This is a genomic window from Stenotrophomonas sp. 220_Sma, from assembly GCF_056487375.1.
This window is the reverse complement of the sequence record NZ_CM151348.1, coordinates 955,797-974,445: the sequence shown is the minus strand read 5'-3', so window position 1 is coordinate 974,445 and position 18,649 is coordinate 955,797. Positions and strand designations below refer to the sequence as shown.

Annotated in this window: 25 protein-coding genes and 1 tRNA gene; 21 read left to right on the top strand and 5 right to left on the bottom strand. The window is 64.5% G+C overall.

The genetic code is table 11. The features are described 5' to 3' along the window. Positions 1 to 23: 23 nt before the first annotated feature. Genes ACZLIB_RS04630 through ACZLIB_RS04585 form a run of 10 tightly spaced genes read left to right on the top strand, consistent with a single transcriptional unit; the run spans position 24 to position 9,548 of the window. Positions 24 to 2,561, top strand: coding sequence for a phage tail fiber domain-containing protein (locus ACZLIB_RS04630; RefSeq protein ID WP_005412396.1), 2,538 nt, complete (start codon positions 24 to 26; stop codon positions 2,559 to 2,561). A 25-nt stretch (positions 2,562 to 2,586) separates the two neighbouring features. Then, positions 2,587 to 5,391, top strand: coding sequence for a tail fiber domain-containing protein (locus ACZLIB_RS04625; protein ID WP_005412395.1), 2,805 nt, complete (start codon positions 2,587 to 2,589; stop codon positions 5,389 to 5,391). Next, entirely contained in the window at positions 5,391 to 5,876 is a 486-nt protein-coding gene (locus tag ACZLIB_RS04620; RefSeq protein ID WP_126411773.1) for a hypothetical protein, read from the top strand. Before ACZLIB_RS04625 ends, ACZLIB_RS04620 begins: the two co-directional genes overlap by 1 nt. 26 nt (positions 5,877 to 5,902) lie before the next feature. Next, complete coding sequence (locus ACZLIB_RS04615; protein ID WP_005412393.1) at positions 5,903 to 6,172, top strand: phage holin family protein; 270 nt, start codon at positions 5,903 to 5,905, stop codon at positions 6,170 to 6,172. Positions 6,173 to 6,189: 17 nt separating this feature from the next. Further along, positions 6,190 to 6,414, top strand: coding sequence for a hypothetical protein (locus tag ACZLIB_RS04610; RefSeq protein WP_005412392.1), 225 nt, complete (start codon positions 6,190 to 6,192; stop codon positions 6,412 to 6,414). An 8-nt stretch (positions 6,415 to 6,422) separates the two neighbouring features. Beyond that, complete coding sequence (gene terL / locus ACZLIB_RS04605; RefSeq protein WP_032961836.1) at positions 6,423 to 8,087, top strand: phage terminase large subunit; 1,665 nt, start codon at positions 6,423 to 6,425, stop codon at positions 8,085 to 8,087. 8 nt (positions 8,088 to 8,095) lie between these two features. Continuing rightward, a complete protein-coding gene (locus ACZLIB_RS04600) occupies positions 8,096 to 8,287 on the top strand; it encodes an LPXTG cell wall anchor domain-containing protein (RefSeq protein ID WP_005412390.1) in 192 nt (63 codons plus the stop codon). Beyond that, positions 8,284 to 8,781 (top strand): hypothetical protein, encoded by a 498-nt coding sequence (locus ACZLIB_RS04595; RefSeq protein ID WP_065426719.1) that lies wholly within the window; start codon positions 8,284 to 8,286, stop codon positions 8,779 to 8,781. Before ACZLIB_RS04600 ends, ACZLIB_RS04595 begins: the two co-directional genes overlap by 4 nt. A 9-nt stretch (positions 8,782 to 8,790) precedes the next feature. After that, positions 8,791 to 9,099 carry a hypothetical protein gene (locus ACZLIB_RS04590; protein ID WP_005412388.1) on the top strand — a complete coding sequence of 103 codons (309 nt, stop codon included), beginning with the start codon at positions 8,791 to 8,793 and terminating at the stop codon, positions 9,097 to 9,099. Further along, positions 9,096 to 9,548: a hypothetical protein gene (locus ACZLIB_RS04585; protein ID WP_005412387.1), complete on the top strand. Its 453-nt coding sequence runs from the start codon at positions 9,096 to 9,098 to the stop codon at positions 9,546 to 9,548. The genes ACZLIB_RS04590 and ACZLIB_RS04585 overlap by 4 nt, the downstream gene beginning before the upstream one ends. A 21-nt stretch (positions 9,549 to 9,569) precedes the next feature. Here ACZLIB_RS04585 and ACZLIB_RS04580 read toward each other — a convergent pair whose 3' ends face one another. From ACZLIB_RS04580 to ACZLIB_RS04570, 3 genes are all read right to left on the bottom strand, one after another. Next, positions 9,570 to 9,908 carry a DNA-binding transcriptional response regulator gene (locus tag ACZLIB_RS04580; RefSeq protein ID WP_157173538.1) on the bottom strand — a complete coding sequence of 113 codons (339 nt, stop codon included), beginning with the start codon at positions 9,906 to 9,908 and terminating at the stop codon, positions 9,570 to 9,572. Positions 9,909 to 10,059: 151 nt separating this feature from the next. Beyond that, complete coding sequence (locus tag ACZLIB_RS04575; protein ID WP_032961798.1) at positions 10,060 to 10,392, bottom strand: hypothetical protein; 333 nt, start codon at positions 10,390 to 10,392, stop codon at positions 10,060 to 10,062. Between the two features lie 215 nt (positions 10,393 to 10,607). Next, a complete protein-coding gene (locus tag ACZLIB_RS04570; RefSeq protein WP_032961796.1) occupies positions 10,608 to 10,937 on the bottom strand; it encodes a hypothetical protein in 330 nt (109 codons plus the stop codon). Positions 10,938 to 12,012: 1,075 nt separating this feature from the next. Here ACZLIB_RS04570 and ACZLIB_RS04565 point away from each other — a divergent pair. The 11 genes from ACZLIB_RS04565 to ACZLIB_RS04515 all read left to right on the top strand — a co-directional run bounded on the left by ACZLIB_RS04565 (position 12,013) and on the right by ACZLIB_RS04515 (position 17,820). Beyond that, complete coding sequence (locus ACZLIB_RS04565; protein WP_154267699.1) at positions 12,013 to 12,174, top strand: hypothetical protein; 162 nt, start codon at positions 12,013 to 12,015, stop codon at positions 12,172 to 12,174. Between the two features lie 68 nt (positions 12,175 to 12,242). After that, positions 12,243 to 12,413, top strand: coding sequence for a hypothetical protein (locus ACZLIB_RS04560; protein WP_004154558.1), 171 nt, complete (start codon positions 12,243 to 12,245; stop codon positions 12,411 to 12,413). A 64-nt stretch (positions 12,414 to 12,477) separates the two neighbouring features. Then, the gene (locus ACZLIB_RS04555) at positions 12,478 to 13,077 is read left to right on the top strand and encodes a DNA polymerase III subunit beta family protein (RefSeq protein ID WP_005412385.1); all 600 of its coding nucleotides are present in this window, start codon (positions 12,478 to 12,480) and stop codon (positions 13,075 to 13,077) included. Positions 13,078 to 13,129: 52 nt separating this feature from the next. Beyond that, positions 13,130 to 13,453: a hypothetical protein gene (locus ACZLIB_RS04550; protein ID WP_005412384.1), complete on the top strand. Its 324-nt coding sequence runs from the start codon at positions 13,130 to 13,132 to the stop codon at positions 13,451 to 13,453. Continuing rightward, positions 13,453 to 13,893, top strand: a complete 441-nt coding sequence (locus ACZLIB_RS04545; RefSeq protein WP_478469247.1) for a hypothetical protein — start codon at positions 13,453 to 13,455, stop codon at positions 13,891 to 13,893. Before ACZLIB_RS04550 ends, ACZLIB_RS04545 begins: the two co-directional genes overlap by 1 nt. Further along, on the top strand, positions 13,890 to 14,072 hold the full coding sequence (locus ACZLIB_RS04540) for a hypothetical protein (RefSeq protein ID WP_032961794.1): 183 nt from the start codon (positions 13,890 to 13,892) through the stop codon (positions 14,070 to 14,072). The genes ACZLIB_RS04545 and ACZLIB_RS04540 overlap by 4 nt, the downstream gene beginning before the upstream one ends. Then, the gene (locus tag ACZLIB_RS04535; protein ID WP_032961791.1) at positions 14,069 to 14,329 is read left to right on the top strand and encodes a hypothetical protein; all 261 of its coding nucleotides are present in this window, start codon (positions 14,069 to 14,071) and stop codon (positions 14,327 to 14,329) included. The genes ACZLIB_RS04540 and ACZLIB_RS04535 overlap by 4 nt, the downstream gene beginning before the upstream one ends. Positions 14,330 to 14,392: 63 nt before the next feature. Beyond that, the gene (locus ACZLIB_RS04530; protein ID WP_032961789.1) at positions 14,393 to 15,013 is read left to right on the top strand and encodes an antirestriction protein ArdA; all 621 of its coding nucleotides are present in this window, start codon (positions 14,393 to 14,395) and stop codon (positions 15,011 to 15,013) included. 241 nt (positions 15,014 to 15,254) lie between these two features. Further along, positions 15,255 to 15,395, top strand: coding sequence for a hypothetical protein (locus tag ACZLIB_RS04525; protein ID WP_005412379.1), 141 nt, complete (start codon positions 15,255 to 15,257; stop codon positions 15,393 to 15,395). A 739-nt stretch (positions 15,396 to 16,134) separates the two neighbouring features. After that, entirely contained in the window at positions 16,135 to 16,509 is a 375-nt protein-coding gene (locus ACZLIB_RS04520) for a helix-turn-helix domain-containing protein (RefSeq protein ID WP_005412378.1), read from the top strand. Between the two features lie 66 nt (positions 16,510 to 16,575). Beyond that, positions 16,576 to 17,820 carry a tyrosine-type recombinase/integrase gene (locus ACZLIB_RS04515; RefSeq protein ID WP_049417433.1) on the top strand — a complete coding sequence of 415 codons (1,245 nt, stop codon included), beginning with the start codon at positions 16,576 to 16,578 and terminating at the stop codon, positions 17,818 to 17,820. 59 nt (positions 17,821 to 17,879) lie between these two features. Here ACZLIB_RS04515 and ACZLIB_RS04510 read toward each other — a convergent pair. After that, positions 17,880 to 17,966 (bottom strand) — tRNA-Leu (locus ACZLIB_RS04510). Between the two features lie 139 nt (positions 17,967 to 18,105). Next, on the bottom strand, positions 18,106 to 18,471 hold the full coding sequence (locus ACZLIB_RS04505; protein ID WP_071228865.1) for a hypothetical protein: 366 nt from the start codon (positions 18,469 to 18,471) through the stop codon (positions 18,106 to 18,108). Positions 18,472 to 18,649 lie beyond the last annotated feature (178 nt).

Below are 18,649 nucleotides of genomic sequence, written 5' to 3'. Positions count from 1 at the left end.
GGCCTCCACCTTTTTGAGGACGCATGATCGAACTATCGCGCGGCCTTTCCTTCGTGCTCTACACCTACGAGGGAGGCCCTACGCGGTTCACCGTGCCGTTCCCGTACATCGCCCGCGAACACATCCGGGCGTTCGTCGGTGAACCGGACGCGGCCCGCGCTGTCTCCGTGTCGTGGGTGGACGCCAGCACCATCGAGATTCCGTCGCAGGATGGCGTGCTCGACGCACCCTACACTGTGACCATCCGGCGATTCACGCCGATTGACGCCCTCCTGGTCAACTACAAGGAAGGCGCAAACCTCCCGGCGCGCGACTTGTCCAAGTCGTTCCGCCAACTGCTGTACGCACACCAGGAACTCGCCGAGTTCGGTGGTGGCAGCGGCCTCCCCGGTGGCGGCCCCGGTAACCCCGGTGGCGACCCGGACCTCAACGCAATCATCGAGCAGCTCCTCCGCTCGCCAGCACTGCAAGACCTGCTGACCCGCATCGACCTTATCGACGTGAACGCCGAGGCGATCCTGGAGGAAATCATGCGCTCGCACGAGTTCTTCGACGTGCAGCGCGACTATGGCGACAAGATCAGCACGGCCACCCACGAGATCGGACTGCTGACCGAAGGCAACAAGGTCATCGCGCAGCAGATCATCGACCTGTTCGCGCGGGTGGACTACGGCGAGCAAAGTAGCCAGGCACGATTCCTGGAGGTCAATCGCGCCATCGCTGACGAGCGCTCCGCGCGCGTCGAGGCGATCACCGAGCTGCAAGGCCAGGTGGTCGAGAACGGCAAGACGATCTCCGCAGCGCTCAACCAGCGCATCGACGAGGTGGAGAGCACCACCGAAGCGGCGCGTGCGGCCACCGAGCAGCGCCTCGGCGCAGAGATCGAGGACAGCGCGGCGCAGGTCCGCACCGCGGTCATGGCCGAGGTTGACGCAACCAAGGCCCGCGTGTCCGACGTTGAGACGGCAGTAGTCCGCCACGGCGAGAACATCGCTGGCCTGGCCGAGACCACCGAAGCCCTGACGGACGCCGAGGGTGCCAACACGGCATTCCGACAGCAGATGGCGGCCAGCTACGGCGCGAACGTGCCGCAGGGGATTGCCAATGAGATCGACGGCCAGGTGTCGGCGGTTTCGGCCGCCTTCGAGCAGCGCATCGACACCGAAGCGTCCGCGCGCGAAGCCCTGGCTTCCCAGGTATCCACGCTGGAGACCAGCACCGCGCCGACGATCTTCTCGGACGCGCAGCCCTCCCCGCCCGCTGGCGGCTTCAAGGTTCCGACCTTTTGGGTCAAGACCGTGCAGACCGGCGCGTACCTGACGCAGATTTGGGATGGCACCGGCTGGCGCAAGGCCGACCTGGATGTCACCTCTCCGACCGGCGCGCTGGTGCAGCAGCTCAACACCACCAAGATCACCGCCGAGCAGGCACAGGCCATCGCGGCCACGCAGGTCCAGGCGTTCAAGGACGGCGACTTCGCCACCATCCGGCAGGAGTTCAACGTGGTCGCCGGGCAGCACTCCGGCATGTACGGTCAGTGGCAGGCCAACTACTCGGTCAAGATCAACGCGGGCACCATCAACGGCGTCCCCGTGGTCGCCGGTATCGCCCTCTCCGCCAACCCGCAGACCGGCAGCGACTTCATCGTCACCGCGGATCGCTTCGCCTTCGTCCACCCGCAGTACACCTCGGGCGGCACCTTGGCGAGCATCAAGTATCCGTTCGTGATCGGCACTGTCGGCGGCCAGTCCACCGTGGGCATCCAGGGTGCGCTGGTGGTGGACGGGACGATCACTGCGGACAAGATCAGGGTGAACTCCCTGGCCGCGCTCACGGCAAACGCAGGCACGATCAACGGCGGCACGTTCAAGACCCACACCCTCGACGGCAACGGCAACATCGTCAACGCTGCCGAGTTCCGCGTGGAAATCTCCAACCTCGGCGACTGGCCCCTGTGGGTCGGCTCCGGCGCGAAGAACGCCAACAACGCGGTGTTCTACGTGGACCGCAACGGCGGCGCGTTCTTCCGAGGCCGCGTCAATGCTCCCAACATCGTTGGGCAGTTCCAGTCGGCGACCGGCGTGTGGTGGACCGGGGCAACGAGCCTCTGCTACCAGGCGGGCAACAACTTCATCCCGCTCGGCGATTGGGTGGCGATCCACGAGTTCTGGCTCGGCGCTCCGGTGCTGGCTGGCGAGGGTCATACGCCCTCCGTGTCGGTGACCGTCACCGCGAACACGCGCGTCTACGGGCTGCACGTCATCTTGGAGGAGCTGCGCGACTCTGTGTGGGTCGTCATCGCCTCGCACGAGCCGCCGATGTACCGCGCGTTGATTCAGCAGATGGGCGGCGACGGCAACACCTTCACTGCGTCCAACTTCTACACCTACGAGCAGTCGGTGACGCTCTCGGCGTCCGGCGCATGGACAGGCGGTGCCCGCGCATTCCGCGTGCGGTGCCGCGCATCCAGCCCGCCTCCGCAGGTCCACGGCTACGACGCCCCGGCCTACCCGAACTACCTCATCACGTCGATTGGCGGCTTCGCCTTCGGCATCCGATAACCCTCAGAGAGAACCCAAGCACCGCATGAGCACTACCCCCGGCTACGTCTCCAACGCCGAGCTGGCCTCGCGCCTCTCGACGCTGGTAGACCGCTGGAACCGGCGCGAGAATCAGATGATCGCGCTGCTGACTCAGGAGGAAGGCACCGTCGTCGTGACGGACGGCCTGGGCAACAACCACACCCTCCCCTCGTTCCCGCAGCTCCAGAAGGACGTGGCCGGGCTGACCGACGAGCTGACCGGCTCGGTCGTGCAGGTGCGCGACCTGGTGTCCGTGGCAACCGGCATGGCGAACGCCGCGCAGGCGTCCGCAGATGACGCCTCTGGCTTCGCCGACGCTGCCGAAGCATCCGCCGTGCGCGCTGCGGAATCCGCCGCGAGCATCGACGACGACGTGCAGGCCACCGCCGACGCGGCGACCTTCGCTGCTGCCAAGGCGGCCGAGGCTTCCGACAGCGCGACCGAGGCGGCAAGCTCCGCAGTGGACGCCGCCGCTTCGGCGACGGCCTCGGCCACCTCGGCGCTGGCTTCGGCTGGCTCCGCAAGCCAGGCGGGCACGTCGGCCACCGCAGCGGGTCAGGCGCGTTCCGACGCGCAAGCAGCGGCGACTGCTGCCGCCACGTCACGGGATCAGGCGCAGACCATCCTGGGCTATGCGACCGACGCGGCCGACCGCGCGGAAGCTGACGCCACCGCTGCCGCAGCATCGGCTGCCGCAGCCGCCGACAGCGCGACCGCCGCAGCGACCTCGGTCACTCAGGCGACCACCCAGGCCAACCGGGCGGAAGCCCAGGCGTCCGCCGCGGCGACCAAGGCTGGCGAGGCTGCTGGCTCGGCGACCACCGCAGCCGGTCATGCCTCCGCTGCGTCCGGCTCGGCGTCTGCCGCCTCGATCTCGGCGCAGACCGCATCGTCGGCCAAGGCCGCTGCCGAGGCTGCCCGCGACAAGGCTGGCCTGTACGCGAACGCGCCGCAGGGCACCGAGGTCTCGCCGGGCGAGTTCTCGGCGAAGCATTGGGCCGCCCAGGCGCAGGCTGCCGTCACTGGCTCGCTGGTCTACATGGGATCGTGGGATGCCGGCACTGGTGCGTTCCCGGCCAACCCGGTGAAGGGTCACTTCTACAAGGTGGTCGGCGAAGGCACTGTGGGCGACATCCACTGGCGAGTCGGCGACCAGGCGCTCTACGGCGCTACCTGGGAGAAGATCGACAACACCGATCAGGTCACCAGCGTCGCCGGTAAGCAGGGCGACGTGACCCTCGTGGCTGGCGACATCGGCGGCCTGGGCGCGCTGGCGACCCGCGACGACGTGGACTTCAACACCCACGTCACCGGGAAGCCGACGACCTACCCGCCGAGCACCCACACGCACACCAAGGCGCAGGTCGGCCTCGACAAGGTGGACAATACCGCCGACCTCGACAAGCCGATCAGCACCGCGACGCAGACGGCGCTCGACGGCAAGGCGGCGGCGACGCACACGCACACCATCGCCAACGTGACCGGCCTCCAGTCCGCGCTCGACGGCAAAGCGGCGGCGTCCCACTCGCACACCATCGCAAACGTAACCGGGCTGCAAGCGGCGCTCGACGGGAAGTCGGCAATCGGCCACACGCATACCGCCGCCGAGATCGCCAACGTCGTCAACGTGACCGACGATCAGTCCATCGGTGGCGTCAAGACGTTCGCCTCCGGGCAGATTCGTGTGCAGGGATTTGGCGGCGAGGCCACGTCCGGCGTCATGTACCTGGGGTCGCTGGATCGCTATGTGTACGTGCCGCCAGCTGCGAACTCGCTGGAGTTCCGATTCGGCGATGGCACGGGTGGCGTCGCGTCCCTCAACGCTGGCGGCACCGTCTGGACCTCGGCGAACTTCAACCCGGCAGGAAAGGCCGACGCCGGTCACACGCACACCATCGCAAACGTCAGCGGCCTCCAGTCCGCACTGGACGGCAAGGCGAGCCTGGGTGGCGCAACCTTCACCGGGCAGGTCACTCTGGCCTATGGCGCGCCGCTGCGGTTGACCGGCATGGGTGCAGCGGGAACCGCGTACATCCACGGAACGAACGGCGCTGGCGATGACGTTTGCTCGATCACCCGCGTGAACACGAACAGCTGGTACAACCTGTACTGGAACGGTGCTGCGAACATTGCGGGCCGCCTGACGGTCGGCGATCAGATTTACCTCAACGCTGGCTGGTTCCGCTCCCAGCAGTCCGGCACCGGCTGGTACTCGGAAGCGCACGGCGGCGGCATCTGGATGCAGGACAGCACCTGGGTTCGCACCTACGGCGGCAAGGGATTCCTTATCGCTGGCCCAGGCGGTAGCGGTGGCGACCTCCGTTTGGAGAGCTACTCGCCAACCATCACCTGTTACGACTCCGACAACGGGACCACGCACTGGCTCCATTGCAACGACAACAACCACGGCTTCCTCGCCAGCAACGCCTTCTCGTGGTGCGCCTACCGCGACGGCAGCAACAATTGGGTCGCCACGGGCAACATCGTCGCCTATGCGTCCGATGCGCGTCTAAAGAAGAACATCGTGGACGCCTCGGCCTCCAAGGTGGCCGACTTCTTCGACCGCTTCCGTGTACGCGAGTTCGATTGGGATGCCAAGGCAATCGCCGAGCTGAATCCCACGTTCCACCCGAGCGCGGATCACGAGGTCGGCGGCATCGCGCAGGAGGCCGAGGAGGTCTACTCGTTGATGGTCGCCACGCACGCAAACGGCATCAAGACGATCCAGTGGGAGAAGGCTATTCCCTTCCTTATCGCTGAGGTGCAGGCGCTGCGTAAGCGCGTCGCGGACCTTGGGGGAGGTGCCTGATGGCCCTCCCCGGCTCCGGCCCTATCTCCTGGGAAATGATCCGCGCCGAGTTTGGCGGCGGCTACCCGATCTACGCGGACCAGTATTACCGAGGACGTGGATTGGTGCCCGACGTTCCGGCCAACTACGGCGTCCCCACGAGCGGCCCGATCTACGCCTCGCAGTTCTACAACGCGGTCAAGGCGACGCCGTTCCAAGCATCGCTGTCGCCGAGCTACCTGATGGGTAACTGGCCTCAGTCCACCAACGGCACGGTCAGCGAGTCGTTCAGCGTTTATTGCTCGGGCGGCACCGGCAACTACTCCGTGGTCTCCCGCTCCGTCACAGGCGGCGCGTCGATCTCCGGCAGCGGCCTCGGTGGCACTGTGACCGCCTCTGGGCGGAACACCTCCCGCATGGGGCAGTTCACAGTCGTCGTCACCGATGGCGTCACGCAGATCACCCTGACCGGCAACTACGAGTACAGCTTCGGTCGTCCGCTCTAACGCATCCACCACCTACAAGAGACCTAATGCACGATGAAGTGAAGCTGGTCGGCGCTCTCGCGGGCGTCGGCCTCATCGTGGGCATCGCAAAGATGCTCACGTCGAACGATCCGATCACCTGGAAGCAGGCGCTCGGCCGCGCAATCCTCTCTGGCGCTACCGGCCTTGCCGCTGGTGCCATCGTCATTTTCATCCCCGGCGTCTCCTTCGTCGCCCAGGTCGCGCTCGCGTGCATCCTGGCGTCGCTCGGCACGTCCGCGCTGGAGACCGTACTGAACCGCGTCGTCAACAAGTGACCGCCCCCAAGGATGCCTTGGAGCGACTGCACGCCGCAGTCGCTGACAAGCTCGCCGACACCATCGACTCGATGGAGTCGGACGCGAAGGGCCTGGCCTCGATCCTCAACGTGGCCCGGCAGTTTCTCAAGGACAACGGCATCGACGTTGCGGCCACGCCGCCCGGCTCACCGCTGGGCAAGCTGGCCGACAAGGTGTCCGAGTTCCCGTTCGATCCCGCTGAGGATGGGCGGCTGAACTGATGGAGGGCATGACGAGCCTCCACGTTCGTCACCCTTTCGAGGACTTCCGCAACTTCGCCTGGTACGTCTGGAAGGAGCTGGGGCTACCAAGCCCCACTCCGATCCAGTACGACATCTGCGAGTTCCTGAAAACCGGCCCGCGCCGTCGCGTCATCATGGCGTACCGCGGCGTCGGCAAGTCCTGGGTGACGGCCGCCTACGTCTGCTGGCTCCTCTGGAAAGACCCCCAGCACAAGATCATGGTGGTCTCGGCATCGAAGGAACGCGCCGATGCGTTCTCGGTGTTCGTCAAGCGCCTGATCGAAACCCTGCCTGAGCTGCAACACCTGCGCCCGCGTCCCGACCAGCGCAACTCGAACCTGGCGTTCGATGTCGGTCCCGCGCAGCCCGATCAGTCGCCCTCGGTGAAGTCGGTCGGCATCAACGGCCAGCTCACCGGCTCCCGCGCCGACACCATCATCGCGGACGACATCGAAGTCCCAAAGAACTCCATGACCGTCGTGCAGCGCGAGAAGCTCGCCGAGCTGGTCAAGGAGTTCGACGCGGTGCTCAAGCCTGGCGGCGAGATCATCTACCTCGGCACTCCGCAGACCGAGGAGTCGCTCTACAACAAGCTGCCCGAGCGCGGCTACGTCATCCGCATCTGGCCTGCGCGCTACCCGAAGGACACCAAGCACCGTCAGGTGTACGGCGACCGCCTCGCGCCGATGATCGCCGATGCGTTCGACGCGAACCCCAAGCTCGCCTGGAAGAACTGCGAGAGCGTCCGCTTCTCCGATGAGGACTTGATGGAGCGCGAGGCGTCCTACGGACGCTCCGGCTTCATGCTCCAGTTCATGCTCGATGCGTCGCTGTCCGACGCCGAGAAGTACCCGCTCAAGCTGTCCGACCTGATCGTGATGGACGTGGACCGCGAGGTCGCTCCGATCCGCGTGGTCTACAGCAGCGGCCCGGAGTACATCGTCAGCGACATCCCGTCCGTGGGCTTCACTGGCGACCGCCTGTACCGGCCCATGTACCTCGCCTCGGAAATGGAGGAGTTCACCGGCAAGGTACTCGCCATCGACCCCTCGGGCCGAGGTGGCGACGAAACCGGCTACGCGGTCGTCGGCATGCTTCGCGGCATGCTCTACGCGCGCCGCGCTGGTGCGACCAAGGGCGGCTACGACGACGACACGCTGGAGACCCTGGCGCACATCGCGCGCGCCGAGAAGGTCTCCGCAGTCCTCATTGAGGCGAACTTCGGTGACGGCATGTTCGCCAAGATGCTCTCCGGCGTCCTGGCGCGCGTGTACCCGTGCTCCATCGAGGAGGTGAAGCACTACGGCACCTCGAAGGAGAACCGAATCATCGACGTGCTGGAGCCGGTGCTGAACCAGCACCGCCTGGTGGTCGATGCCTCGATCATCCGCGCCGATCAGAAGTCCGAACAGAAGTACCAGCTGTGCTACCAGCTGACGCGCATCACGCGCGACCGCGGCGCACTGCGCCACGACGACCGCCTCGAAGCGCTGGCGATGGCCGTGAAGTATTGGGCCGACCAGCTCTCCCGAGACGTGTCCAAGGAGGAGCAGCGCTACCTGGAGGAGCTGCTCGACCGCGAGTACGCCTCCTTCATCCAGTCCGTGACCGGCCGCATGCCGTCACCCGACAACTACCTCGACATCCTGTAGGAGACCCAATGTCCAACACGCTCGCTGCGTGGCTGATGGCGCTCGCCGCCGCTGGCCTGCTGTACCTGTTCCTGCGCCGCAAGAACGACGACGACAACGACGGCCCGAGCGCACCCGCGCCGGTAACGCCGTGCGACTGCAACCACGCTCCCTGCTGCCACACCCAGGGCGGCCAGTCGAACCCCTACGCGCCGGTATGACCGACGCAAAGCTGCCGAGCCTCGTGGAGGTCAGGGACAACCTGATCCCCGCGGCGGCCCGGCTGCTCCCCGGCGTGGCCTTCACTCCCGAAGCGAAGGTCATGCTGCTCGCCATTGGTCTCCAGGAATCTCGCTTCGAGCACCGCAGGCAGATCAAAGGCCCCGCACGCGGCTTCTGGCAGTTCGAGGCGGGCGGCGGCACCGCAGGTGTACTCCGTCACCCGGCGACCTCCGCACGCGCCTCACAGCTCGTCTCCGCGCGTCTGGAGCGTCCCTCGACCGCTGCGGTCAACGAGGCGCTCGCCTCCGACGACGTGCTCGCCTGTGCGTTCGCTCGCCTGCTGCTGTTCACCGATCCGCGTCCGCTGCCCGCCCTGGGTAACCCCCAGGCCGCATGGGACTACTACGTCCGCAACTGGCGGCCGGGCAAGCCGCACCGTGACACCTGGGACGCGCTCTACGCGAAGGCCCTGGCAACCATCCGCAACACCTAACCGGAACCCATGAACTTCAAGACCATCTACAACCGCGCCAGCGAGCGCCTGGTGCGCGCCTACGAGCGCGCTAAGGGGTACGTAGCGCTACGCATTGCCCTCGCCTCGCAGTGGCTCCTGGAGCGCCTGCGCGAGACCTCCCGTCGCACCTACACCGGCTGGCTGTTCGTCGTCGTGTTCCTGGCGCTGCCCTACGTCGTCCTCGGCGGCCTGTGGGAGCACCTGCGGAATGCCGCGGAGCGCCTGTGGGATGACGTGAACGACATCGAGTGGGCTGCGTTCACCCCGAGCTACTGGCGGGAGCACATCAAGCAGTGACCACGCTGGCCTTTGACGGCCGGCTCGTTGCTATCGACTCGCAGGTCACCGCTGGTGATCTGCGGTACGAGGAGGAGAAGTTCTACCGCACCACCGACACCACCGGGCGCGACCTGGTGGTGTTCGGCGCGGGCACCACTTCCCACATCCAGCGAGCCGTGCGCGAGCTGTCGGAGGGATTCGACGAACTGACCAAGGGCGAGTACACGATCCTCGTGGTCGGCCTGCGGGACAACCCGGTGGCCTTCTACCACGACGGTCTCCCTCTCGACCTCCGGCGCGACTTCCTCGTCGCCGGTAGTGGTGGTGCGATTGCCCTGGCCGCCATGAAGGCAGGCCACAACGCGACCGAAGCAGTCCTCATGGCCTGCTCGACGGACCTCTACAGCGGTCCTCCGGTGCAGACCTACGACACGGTTACAAAGCGTTTCCTAAAACGCCGGACCTGAACTACTGGCGCATGGACGCGCCTAAACAGGAATGCCGATTTGGCGAGTCCTATCAAGGGCGCTCATGAGTTCTTTGATGCGGTACGGCTTCGGGAGAAAGGTCGCCCACTGGTGAGCGTCAGGGAGCTGCGGGTTCGGCACCCCGGACGCGAACATGTAGGGAATTCGGTGCGACAGCAGGTAATCGGCGACGGACATTGATGCTCCGTCCTGCGTCTGGATGTCTAAGATCGCCGCGTGAAATGCTTTCGCCTCTATGCGGTCGAATGCATCGGCAGCGGAGGCGACCACATCGACCTCGTAACCCTGCATCGCCAGGATTTCCTTCAACATCCCTGAGAGGTCAGGATCATCTTCCATGACCAACAACGAGCCGAGCCGACCCTGGCTGTATGCATCCGTAGCCATCGCGCGTTCTCCCACGCCTACGTTCCCCAAACGGTTCGTACCGTACACGACGGCCAGTTAAAAGACAGGAAACGACTCTACCTGAAAGTGAACAGTTCAGCTATCACGCCAATTCTTCATCCTTGAACCACCACATTACAGCCAAGACGACAAACCAAACGATCAGCGGGACGCCAATCGTGAATTCCACGAGTAGGCCTCTCATGTGCTCGTGCTGCGCGGCCTCAGTCAGTGCAGAATCCAGAATTGGCACCGCATCGGCCACCACGCTGTACGCGGTCGTGTCATCGTTTATGACCTCGCGGGTACGTTCGACCAGCTCCCGTGCTGCTCGAAGCTTCGCGTGCTGATATGCGGCGGGCACTCCAGCACAGACCAGCGAGAGGACAGTGACCAGCGCCGCCAAGCGAATGAGGAGGGTATTGAGCGATGCCATAGATGCTCGTTGTAATGTCTATGCCAACCGCTAAGTTTATTCGACCACGGAGCACTGGGAGGGCTTGACAAGGGTGCTATCATAGTAAGACCTAAGTATTACTCTAGCAGGACTATAGAGTTCTATTCATTGGTATTCACCATCAAGTAGAGCTACAGTTCTCCTATGCACTCCTGGGGTGTTCCTCTGTCCTCCTTGGGTGCCACTGCGGCGGACTAGACCTCCGTCCCATCCTTGATGACCCATAGCACCACGCCCGCACCAATCCAAGCGAGCGCCGGGATGCCCAAAGCGAGCTGGAGAAACAGGTTGCGGGAATTGCGGTTGCTGATGAGGTCATTCGTCGCGGCGTCAAACGTCCGCACCGCCTCATCAACCAACACCTGCGGCGAGGCGTCGTTCTCGATGATCTGCTCGTTCCAGGAACGCAACTCCTCAGCGCTCCTTACGCCGGTCTGAAAGTACGCGGCAGGGAGTCCTGCGAGCACTAAGGCCAGGACGGTGATCGCGGTAGCGGTTCTTATCGTGTATCGGCGGGCGTACATAACGTCTCCTCGAAGTGACAGAGGTGGTCGAAAGGTTTGCGGCAAATTTCCGAAGGAGTATCCAACTACTTGGAACGGCGCGATCACCCCCCGTAGGGGGTCGCCCCCTGTAGCGTAAGGCACGATGCGCCCCCTTCGCGTCACCTGCGGCGTCACCACCTCGGCTAACCTACTGATTCCAAAGGTGAACCACCGGATTAGGTATCCAGTGCCTAGGCAATCCCATGCGATACCTGGGCAACCTGCGGACATCCGCGCTCAAACGTTCGCGCCCCTGTCTGTCCCTATCTGTCTTTTTGCCCTGACCGCCACGCGCCCACCTCGGCACCACCTCGGCACACCTGCCGACCACCTCGGCACACCCTGCCCGGCCTATGCCCACCTGCCGCCCACCACGGCCAGCCAATGCGCCACCACGGCCCACGCAAGGCCCGCCACGGGCACCCCTACCGCCCCGCCTATAGAAGCTCCCCACGCGCGCGCTAGGCGCTCCCTGCGACCATCCAAAATCGTTGCCATCGGGGTATTGACAGCCATGCGGGGATTGATCTAATCTATACCCGTCGCCAGCAACACGGCGGCAGCGGAAAAGGCGGCGACAGACGTGCGACCGATGGATCGACAGCACCTAGAGCTTATCCCGCCAGCACTGAGGACTAGCCCCAAAGGCCCCTAAGCGCACCGCAGGTAACGTCCGGCTCAACCATCCCCCTACCGGGAGTGATTGACAAACCGGGAGCAAAAGGGCATAATGCCCACCATCGAACAACGGCCGCAGGGTGCGGTCGGGACAGTAGGAAAGGGGCAGGCAGGAGCGCCGCCCACGGCAGAACGCGGGGAGCTGGGAACACTAGCCGCGCCGGGAAGTGTAAGGGCCGATGAAGGCCGCCACGGATACCGGGTCACCGCCAGAAAGAGCGGGGCCATCTGTACGGGATTCCTAGGCGAGCTGGAGGCGCTCCCGGAAGCTGGCGACGGTCAGATTCCATGCCTTACGAGCATGAGTCTGACCGCCAAAGCGCCCCTACCGTTGTGATGGGGCGTTTTGGTGGTCCGATTCACTGGAGAGCAACCCATGACGATGATCCCGTTTGATATGACCGCCCGCGACTACTACGTGGCCGGTTGCATCCGCCGCGGCATCCGCGAGCACCGCGCCCGACTCAACGAGCGGGAGCGCCAGGCACACAAGAACCGCACCCAAGTTGCGCCTTGTCCATCCCCCGTTGTCATCTGATCCCCTTTCGTCAACCCGGTTTTCCACACCCCGCCGACGTGTGACGGCGGGTCTTTTTTGGAGCTACCATGAGCACCAATGGACCACTGGAGGACTTGCAAGTGCGCAAGCTCACCGCTGAGATTCGCAAGATCAACCGCGAGAGCGACAAGCTGATGATGGAGACCCGGTGGTATCCGCTGGTGGTCGCCACGGCCTTTGTGGCTGGCATCGTCACGCTGACCAAGCTGTTCCTCTAACAGCGCCCTACCCCAATCCCCCGAAGCCGCCGCAAGGCGGCTTTTTTGTTGCCCGGAGAAAGCTATGAACAAAATTCCTTCCGCCCTGATCGCCGCCGCTCTGCATGTGGCCCCCAAGAATGACGTTCGCTTCTACTTGAATGGCGTGCTGATTGAGTCGCACGCCGATGGTGCGATCATCGTTGCTACAGACGGCCACCGCATGCTTGTGGTGCGTACCAGCCTGCCGTGGGACATTGGCAAGATCATCGTGCCGCGCAATGCGTGCGAGCTGGTCGCCAAGATGAAGGGCGATGTCTATTTCAGCGCCGTGGGCGATGCCAGCCGGTTCAAGGCGGAGCGCGGAGGCCAGGCCATTGAGTTTGCTGCCGTTGATGGAACCTACCCGGACTGGCGTGCTGCGGTGTCCAAGCCGAACGAACTCAAGCTGTCCGGATTCGCGCCTGCCGTCCTCGAAGGCGTAGTGAAGGCGGCCGGTGTAATTTGCAAGGCATTCGGCGGCAAGGCCACTTCACTGATTCCGGTGACTGGCGGCGACGTGGCGGCCATGTTCGGTATTGGCGGCATCACCGATCCGAGCATCAGGTGCGCGTCTTTGATCGTCATGCCAATGCGCGACTCGTCATACCCGGAAGCCCTGTGCAGCGACGCGCTCCGCGCTTAACCCGAACCCATCAGCCGCCGCAAGGCGGCTTTTTTGTTGCCCGGAGAAAGCCATGAACCTCGACAACTACGCCCCCGAGAGCGCGAAGCGCATAGCCGTGGCGCTGGTGGATGCCGCCCTCGCCGCTGGTTACTCGCTCGGCGTCTACGACGGCGAAGAAACCACGGTGCGGCACAGCCGCGACCGGCAAGAAGTGTTGGAGGCCCTCGCCTCTACCGACCACGATCACCTGCGGTTCTACCGCCCGGACGCAACAAAGGCGGGGTTTGTGCTCCTGATTTGGGAGAACGGGGACGACGCCGCGAGCGACTGGAGCGACAACGACGAGACCAACGCGCTGGTGATGCCGGTGCTGCGCGGGCTGGGGGTGCTGTGATGGAACTGCGCACCTACGGAACCCGCAACGTGTTCCTGGCACAGCCGGGGCGCTATCACGAACAACTGGCGGCGACCGCGATGACGCCGCAGCAAGCCGAGGAGTTCGCCACCGTGGTCAACCGCGCAATCACGGATACCGACTTCGACCCCATCGACCTCGCGCAGCTGGCGAGCGGGTGGACGTGGCCCGAGCCGATGAGCACCGCGCCGCTGGGCATTGAGGACTCCGAATTTCTTGTCGAGGTGGCGCGCATGCTGCACCGCCTCTGGCAGGAGGTCGGCGAGCAGTGGAGCGGCGTTTGGGCCTACGACATCGCCGACCCGCTGGGCGGGTGGCTGTCGAGGAACGGCATCAACCACGAGACCGCCGATGGCGTGGCCCGCGCCGAGCAGCAGGCCCGCGCATGGATCGCCGAGGGCATGGGAGCCGCGCGATGAGCTACCGCGAGGAGGACATCTTGTTCGAGACCGAAAAGGCATGGGTGCTGCGCAAGGGGCCGAACCATTTTGAGGTCTACAAAATCGGCCTCACCCACTCGACACGCCACGGCATTTTTCACAACATCCCCGGCGCACTGGATCGCGCCATCGAACACGCAAAGGGCCTGTCGCAATGAGCAATGACAACGAGCTGGCTGTACCTGCCGGTGACAAGCTGGTCACCCTGGGCGACCGATCGGTCTCCTACGGTCCCCGCCAAGAGTTCGACGGGAGCGTCGAGCCTTGCGCACCGATGGCCGCGCAGTTTTGGGGCGTCTACCGCTGGGCCGGTAAGGACCGCTGGTGGTGGATTGCCGACGTGGCCGACGAGGACACCGCCCGCGCAGTGGCCGCCGCCTACCTGCTGAACGTCAAGCCCGATTGGGCGCACTGACCGATAACCACCCCTGATCCCGAGGCCCGCCTAGTGCGGGCCTTCGCATTTCTGGAGCACACCATGCAAATCTACGTTGCCTGCCTTGCCTCATATAACGCTGGCGTCCTGCACGGCGAGTGGATCGACTTGGAGGGACGCGACGCCGACGACGTGCGCGATGAGATTGCCCGCATCCTGCGCGAGTCGCCGCACCCGAACGTGACCGTTGATTGCCCGGATTGCGGCGGTACTGGAACCACATACGTCCCCCGAGTATTCGGCGGGGCGGAATGCACGGCGTGTGGCGGAAGCGGCAAGGTCGCCAGCGCCGAGGAGTGGGCCGTCCACGACTACGACGACGTGTTCGGGGATACCTGGGGCGAGCACCCCGACCTGGACAAGCTGTGCGCATTGCAAGAGCGGCTGGACGAGTTGCACAACGACACCGAACGCGCTGCCTACACGGCCTTCTGCGACCACGAGGGCCTCGACGATGTGACCGTGGAGCAGTTCCACGAAGCCTACGTGGGCCAGTTCGATAGCTGGGCCGACTTTGCCGAGAACTATGTGGACGAATCGGGGCTTCTCCACGGCGTGCCCGACGCCCTCTCCCGCTACTTCGACTACGAGAGCTATGGCCGCGACATTCGGCTCAACGGTGACGCGTTTGAGGTGAGCGGCTTCTACTTCTGGAGCCGCTAACGCCGCTTCCGCAAGACCCTGCGCCAATACAGGTATGTGCGATGCGCCGGCACCGAGCTAGTCCACACCCATACGACTAGGTGAAGGGCCGTAATGGCGACTTCTACGCGGGGGTCAATCATCGAACGGTCCTTGGGGTCGGGAGTGGCGATCACGCCCTTCAGCCCTAATCATAAGGCCAATCTCGATATTTGGCACTCATTGTTCCATTTGTAGCACTTGCATAACAGGAGACTTACATATGCGTAACGCAGATTTCACCGCAAACTCGACCCTGGTGATCGTCAACGTGGCCCTCCGCGTCCACCAGTTCGGCCCGTTCTTGGTATTCGAGCGGGAGGTTTTGGTCCTGCATGAACGGACCTACGAGGTGCCCGAATGATTCGGACCATCAATTTCGACCATAACGAGAAGCGCGGCGCTCTCCGCGCGATGCTCGGCCTACTCAACGAGCGCGTCCAGTTCTCGGTCGTCCCCGAGGACTGTGGCTGGCGGGTGTCGTATCCGGTCCCACCCGCGGCCCCAACGGAGACCCCGCGGCCATGACTTCACTGCACCAGTCGGGATCAATCTCTCCCGTGGTACTTGATTCCTACGGACGCGCCATCATTGTGGCCTGTAGTCTGCCCGACGGCAGCGTCATGCTGTCGGGCTGCGCATCCGCAGACGACCAGGGGGGCGTTCTCAGTCTATGAGTACGGTGAGACGGACAATAGCCAGCGCGGTAGTCCGCGTAGGGCAAGGACTGTTTTTTGCATCCGTGGTCGGGGCCATTGTGACCCTGGCGGCGATGCTGGCACTACCGTTCTTAAAACACTGAAACGTAAGACCTTTTTGTGGAGCGCAGCCGGGGGTGGCGGCGCATTACAACGCCGTGAGCAGGGGACAGGACGGCCCCTTCGCAGGGCAGAAGTACCTGGACCTGTTCGTGAAAGCCTTTGGATATGAGATCGGAATCGACCCCTCCCCCACGCCTTGGCAGCGTGGTTTCTGGATGGACAAAATTGGCAAGAATGCCATCAACATTGGCTTGGGCCTTGTAATCCTTACATTGCGGCTCCAAGATAGACCCTGATGGTTTCCCAAGGGGGAACCATCCCCTTACGGAAAATGAGCGCACCATGAATCTCTCGCAGAAAGAACTGACGGCCATTCTCACAACCGCACTGTCAGCCTTCCGGGAAGAGATCGACGAGGACATCACCGCCACCCGCATCCTCACCCTACTCGCCGTTGTGGACGAGCCGGGCATTCAGCAGGTGGACCTTGAGCGCGTCCTCGGCGGACTCTCTCCCTCCGCAGTGAGCCGCAATGTGCTCGACCTGTCGTCTATCAAGCGTAACCGCGAGCCGGGGCCTGACTTCCTAGAGCAGCGCCCTGATCCCGCCTACCGCAAGCGCAACCTGATCTTCCCGACGACCAAGGCGCTGCACTGGCTGGCTTCGCTCGCAGAACGTGTCAACCGCAAGGTGACGGCGCGCGTCGCAGCCGCCTAACCCCCAACACCCCGTTGTGCCCCGAGGCCCGCCTAGTGCGGGCCTTTTTCATTTCTGGAGATACACATGGCCCTTCGCCTCAAAGGGACCGCGCCCAAGCCGGGTGCGCCCGATAAGCGCTACTACATGCTCGACGTGCAGGAGGGATACCGGCGCGTGCGCTTGTCCACCGGCACCCGCGACCGCGTGGCAGCCGAGCGCAAGGAGCAGGCGGTCCTCGACGCCCTGCGCGACGACCCCGAGATTGCAGAGGACGCGCTGCGGGAGCTGATTCGGGGCAAGTCCCGGTCGGTGCAGATGGCCGTGGCGAAGGCCAAGGTCCGCCAGCGCACCCTCAAGGACGCGATGGACGACGCGCTGGACGACCGCAACTTTTGGGGCAAGCTCCGGTCCATCGACACCGTGCGTACCAACTGCAAGGTGGTCCAGAGCTACCTGGGCGAGGAAACGCCCATCAACGACATCACGCAGGCCGCGGTCAACGACATGGCGCAGCGCATGCTCGCCGACAAGGCGGCTCCCGCCACCGTGAACCGCAAGATGCAGTGCCTCCTTGCCCTACTGAAACGCGAGAGGAAGGCCGGCCGGTTCTTGGGAGAGCTGCCCGAGTACAGCTTGGCCGACGAGAGGGACAACGCACGCACGTTCGTCCTGAACGTTGAGGACGAGGAATTGATCCTGGCGCGGCTGCTGGAGTGGGACACGCTCCCGAACGGCCCTGCCGGAGGGCACCCACGGGTGCGCGACGGGGCGGACTACCGCGACCTGTTCGTGTGCCTCGCCGACCTGGGCTGCCGCATGAGCCAGGCCATCGGCATCCGGTGGTCCGAAGTAGTCGATCAGGGCGGAAGGCTCCACGTCCGCTTCTGGCGGCACGCTACGCTCAAGAAGGGGCGTCCCCGCACCCTACCCTGCACCGCCCGTGTCGCCGAGGTTCTACAGCGGCGCAAGGACGCCCTGGCGGCCACATCGGACGGCCCCTTCACGATGCTCAATCGCACGCGCGCCGACCGGCTGTGGCAATGGGCCATCAAGGGGACACATCTCGCTTCCGAGAAGGAGTGCGTACCGCATGCGCTCCGCCATACGTGCGCCACTCGGCTGCTGCTGGCGACCGGCAACATCAAGCTCGTGCAGGAGTGGCTCGGACACCGCGACATCCAGACCACCTCAGCGGTCTACGCGAAGGTACTGGCCGAGCAATCGCTCCAAGGCATGTCTGCACTGGAGCAGTTCCGCCTCCCAGCCGCCTCGAACGGAACAGGTGACGTTCCGAGACAGGGATCAATTGCCAAAGCGGGAATCCAATAGGACAACTGACCGTCGCCAGCTTATTTTTCAATCACTTAGGCAATCTGTGCTCGGCCAGATGGTGCGAAAGGCGGGACTCGAACCCGCACGAGGTCACCCTCACTGGAACCTAAATCCAGGGCGTCTACCAATTCCGCCACTTTCGCGTGGCCGGCTCAGGCGTTCATTGTCGCAGGCGGGGGCTGGAAGCGGAAGGCCTGCACAAAACTGAATCTGCCGCGATGCGCGCGGCCCCTGCATCGCTGCCGCCCCGGCGGGCGCACCACCCGCCAGGACGACTGCGGCTTACTGCTGCGGTACAGCGCGGGCCGGTGCCATGCCTGCATGTTCGGCGGGCGCCTCCCCCTTGCGGATCTCCACGCCCCCGTCATCGGTGCGCCGCAGGGCCACCGACTCCGGCATGGCCTTGCGCACATCCACCGAACCGTCCGCATTGCGCTGCACATCCACCGCGTCAGGCAGGACCTCCGCTTCCGCAGGCTGAGCCGGCTGCATCTGCATGGCGTCACCCACCGGGCGCGCCGGAGTGCTCTCCGTGCCCGCATCGCGTTCAACGGTCTTCGCGGGATCATTGGCTGGTGCGCAGGCCGCCAGCGCCATCAACGCGAAGGGAACCCACAGCGTGCGGTGCAATCGATTGATATCAGCCATCTACATCTTCCTTCGTGCATGCGCCATCGGCGCGGAAGATCCATTGGGTGCGATACAGGACGCGATGCGGTGAGAAGCAGCGCACAGCATTGAAAACACTGATGACGCGTATGTCCCTGATTTCAGCATCGCTTCAGTAGATTCACGCCATGCGCCGTTTCAGCAGATCCACCCCATG

Bases quoted from the DNA above. Each gene is read 5' to 3' on its own strand.
- ACZLIB_RS04525 (WP_005412379.1), top strand. From the start codon at position 15,255: ATGCGTAACGCAGATTTCACCGCAAACTCGACCCTGGTGATCGTCAAC.
- ACZLIB_RS04555 (WP_005412385.1), top strand. From the start codon at position 12,478: ATGAACAAAATTCCTTCCGCCCTGATCGCCGCCGCTCTGCATGTGGCC.
- ACZLIB_RS04545 (WP_478469247.1), top strand. From the start codon at position 13,453: ATGGAACTGCGCACCTACGGAACCCGCAACGTGTTCCTGGCACAGCCG.
- ACZLIB_RS04515 (WP_049417433.1), top strand. From the start codon at position 16,576: ATGGCCCTTCGCCTCAAAGGGACCGCGCCCAAGCCGGGTGCGCCCGAT.
- ACZLIB_RS04565 (WP_154267699.1), top strand. From the start codon at position 12,013: ATGACGATGATCCCGTTTGATATGACCGCCCGCGACTACTACGTGGCC.
- ACZLIB_RS04595 (WP_065426719.1), top strand. From the start codon at position 8,284: ATGACCGACGCAAAGCTGCCGAGCCTCGTGGAGGTCAGGGACAACCTG.
- ACZLIB_RS04505 (WP_071228865.1), bottom strand. From the start codon at position 18,471: ATGGCTGATATCAATCGATTGCACCGCACGCTGTGGGTTCCCTTCGCG.
- ACZLIB_RS04590 (WP_005412388.1), top strand. From the start codon at position 8,791: ATGAACTTCAAGACCATCTACAACCGCGCCAGCGAGCGCCTGGTGCGC.
- ACZLIB_RS04615 (WP_005412393.1), top strand. From the start codon at position 5,903: ATGCACGATGAAGTGAAGCTGGTCGGCGCTCTCGCGGGCGTCGGCCTC.
- ACZLIB_RS04520 (WP_005412378.1), top strand. From the start codon at position 16,135: ATGAATCTCTCGCAGAAAGAACTGACGGCCATTCTCACAACCGCACTG.
- ACZLIB_RS04560 (WP_004154558.1), top strand. From the start codon at position 12,243: ATGAGCACCAATGGACCACTGGAGGACTTGCAAGTGCGCAAGCTCACC.
- ACZLIB_RS04625 (WP_005412395.1), top strand. From the start codon at position 2,587: ATGAGCACTACCCCCGGCTACGTCTCCAACGCCGAGCTGGCCTCGCGC.
- ACZLIB_RS04540 (WP_032961794.1), top strand. From the start codon at position 13,890: ATGAGCTACCGCGAGGAGGACATCTTGTTCGAGACCGAAAAGGCATGG.
- ACZLIB_RS04630 (WP_005412396.1), top strand. From the start codon at position 24: ATGATCGAACTATCGCGCGGCCTTTCCTTCGTGCTCTACACCTACGAG.
- ACZLIB_RS04575 (WP_032961798.1), bottom strand. From the start codon at position 10,392: ATGGCATCGCTCAATACCCTCCTCATTCGCTTGGCGGCGCTGGTCACT.
- terL (WP_032961836.1), top strand. From the start codon at position 6,423: ATGACGAGCCTCCACGTTCGTCACCCTTTCGAGGACTTCCGCAACTTC.
- ACZLIB_RS04550 (WP_005412384.1), top strand. From the start codon at position 13,130: ATGAACCTCGACAACTACGCCCCCGAGAGCGCGAAGCGCATAGCCGTG.
- ACZLIB_RS04530 (WP_032961789.1), top strand. From the start codon at position 14,393: ATGCAAATCTACGTTGCCTGCCTTGCCTCATATAACGCTGGCGTCCTG.
- ACZLIB_RS04570 (WP_032961796.1), bottom strand. From the start codon at position 10,937: ATGTACGCCCGCCGATACACGATAAGAACCGCTACCGCGATCACCGTC.
- ACZLIB_RS04600 (WP_005412390.1), top strand. From the start codon at position 8,096: ATGTCCAACACGCTCGCTGCGTGGCTGATGGCGCTCGCCGCCGCTGGC.
- ACZLIB_RS04580 (WP_157173538.1), bottom strand. From the start codon at position 9,908: ATGGAAGATGATCCTGACCTCTCAGGGATGTTGAAGGAAATCCTGGCG.
- ACZLIB_RS04620 (WP_126411773.1), top strand. From the start codon at position 5,391: ATGGCCCTCCCCGGCTCCGGCCCTATCTCCTGGGAAATGATCCGCGCC.
- ACZLIB_RS04535 (WP_032961791.1), top strand. From the start codon at position 14,069: ATGAGCAATGACAACGAGCTGGCTGTACCTGCCGGTGACAAGCTGGTC.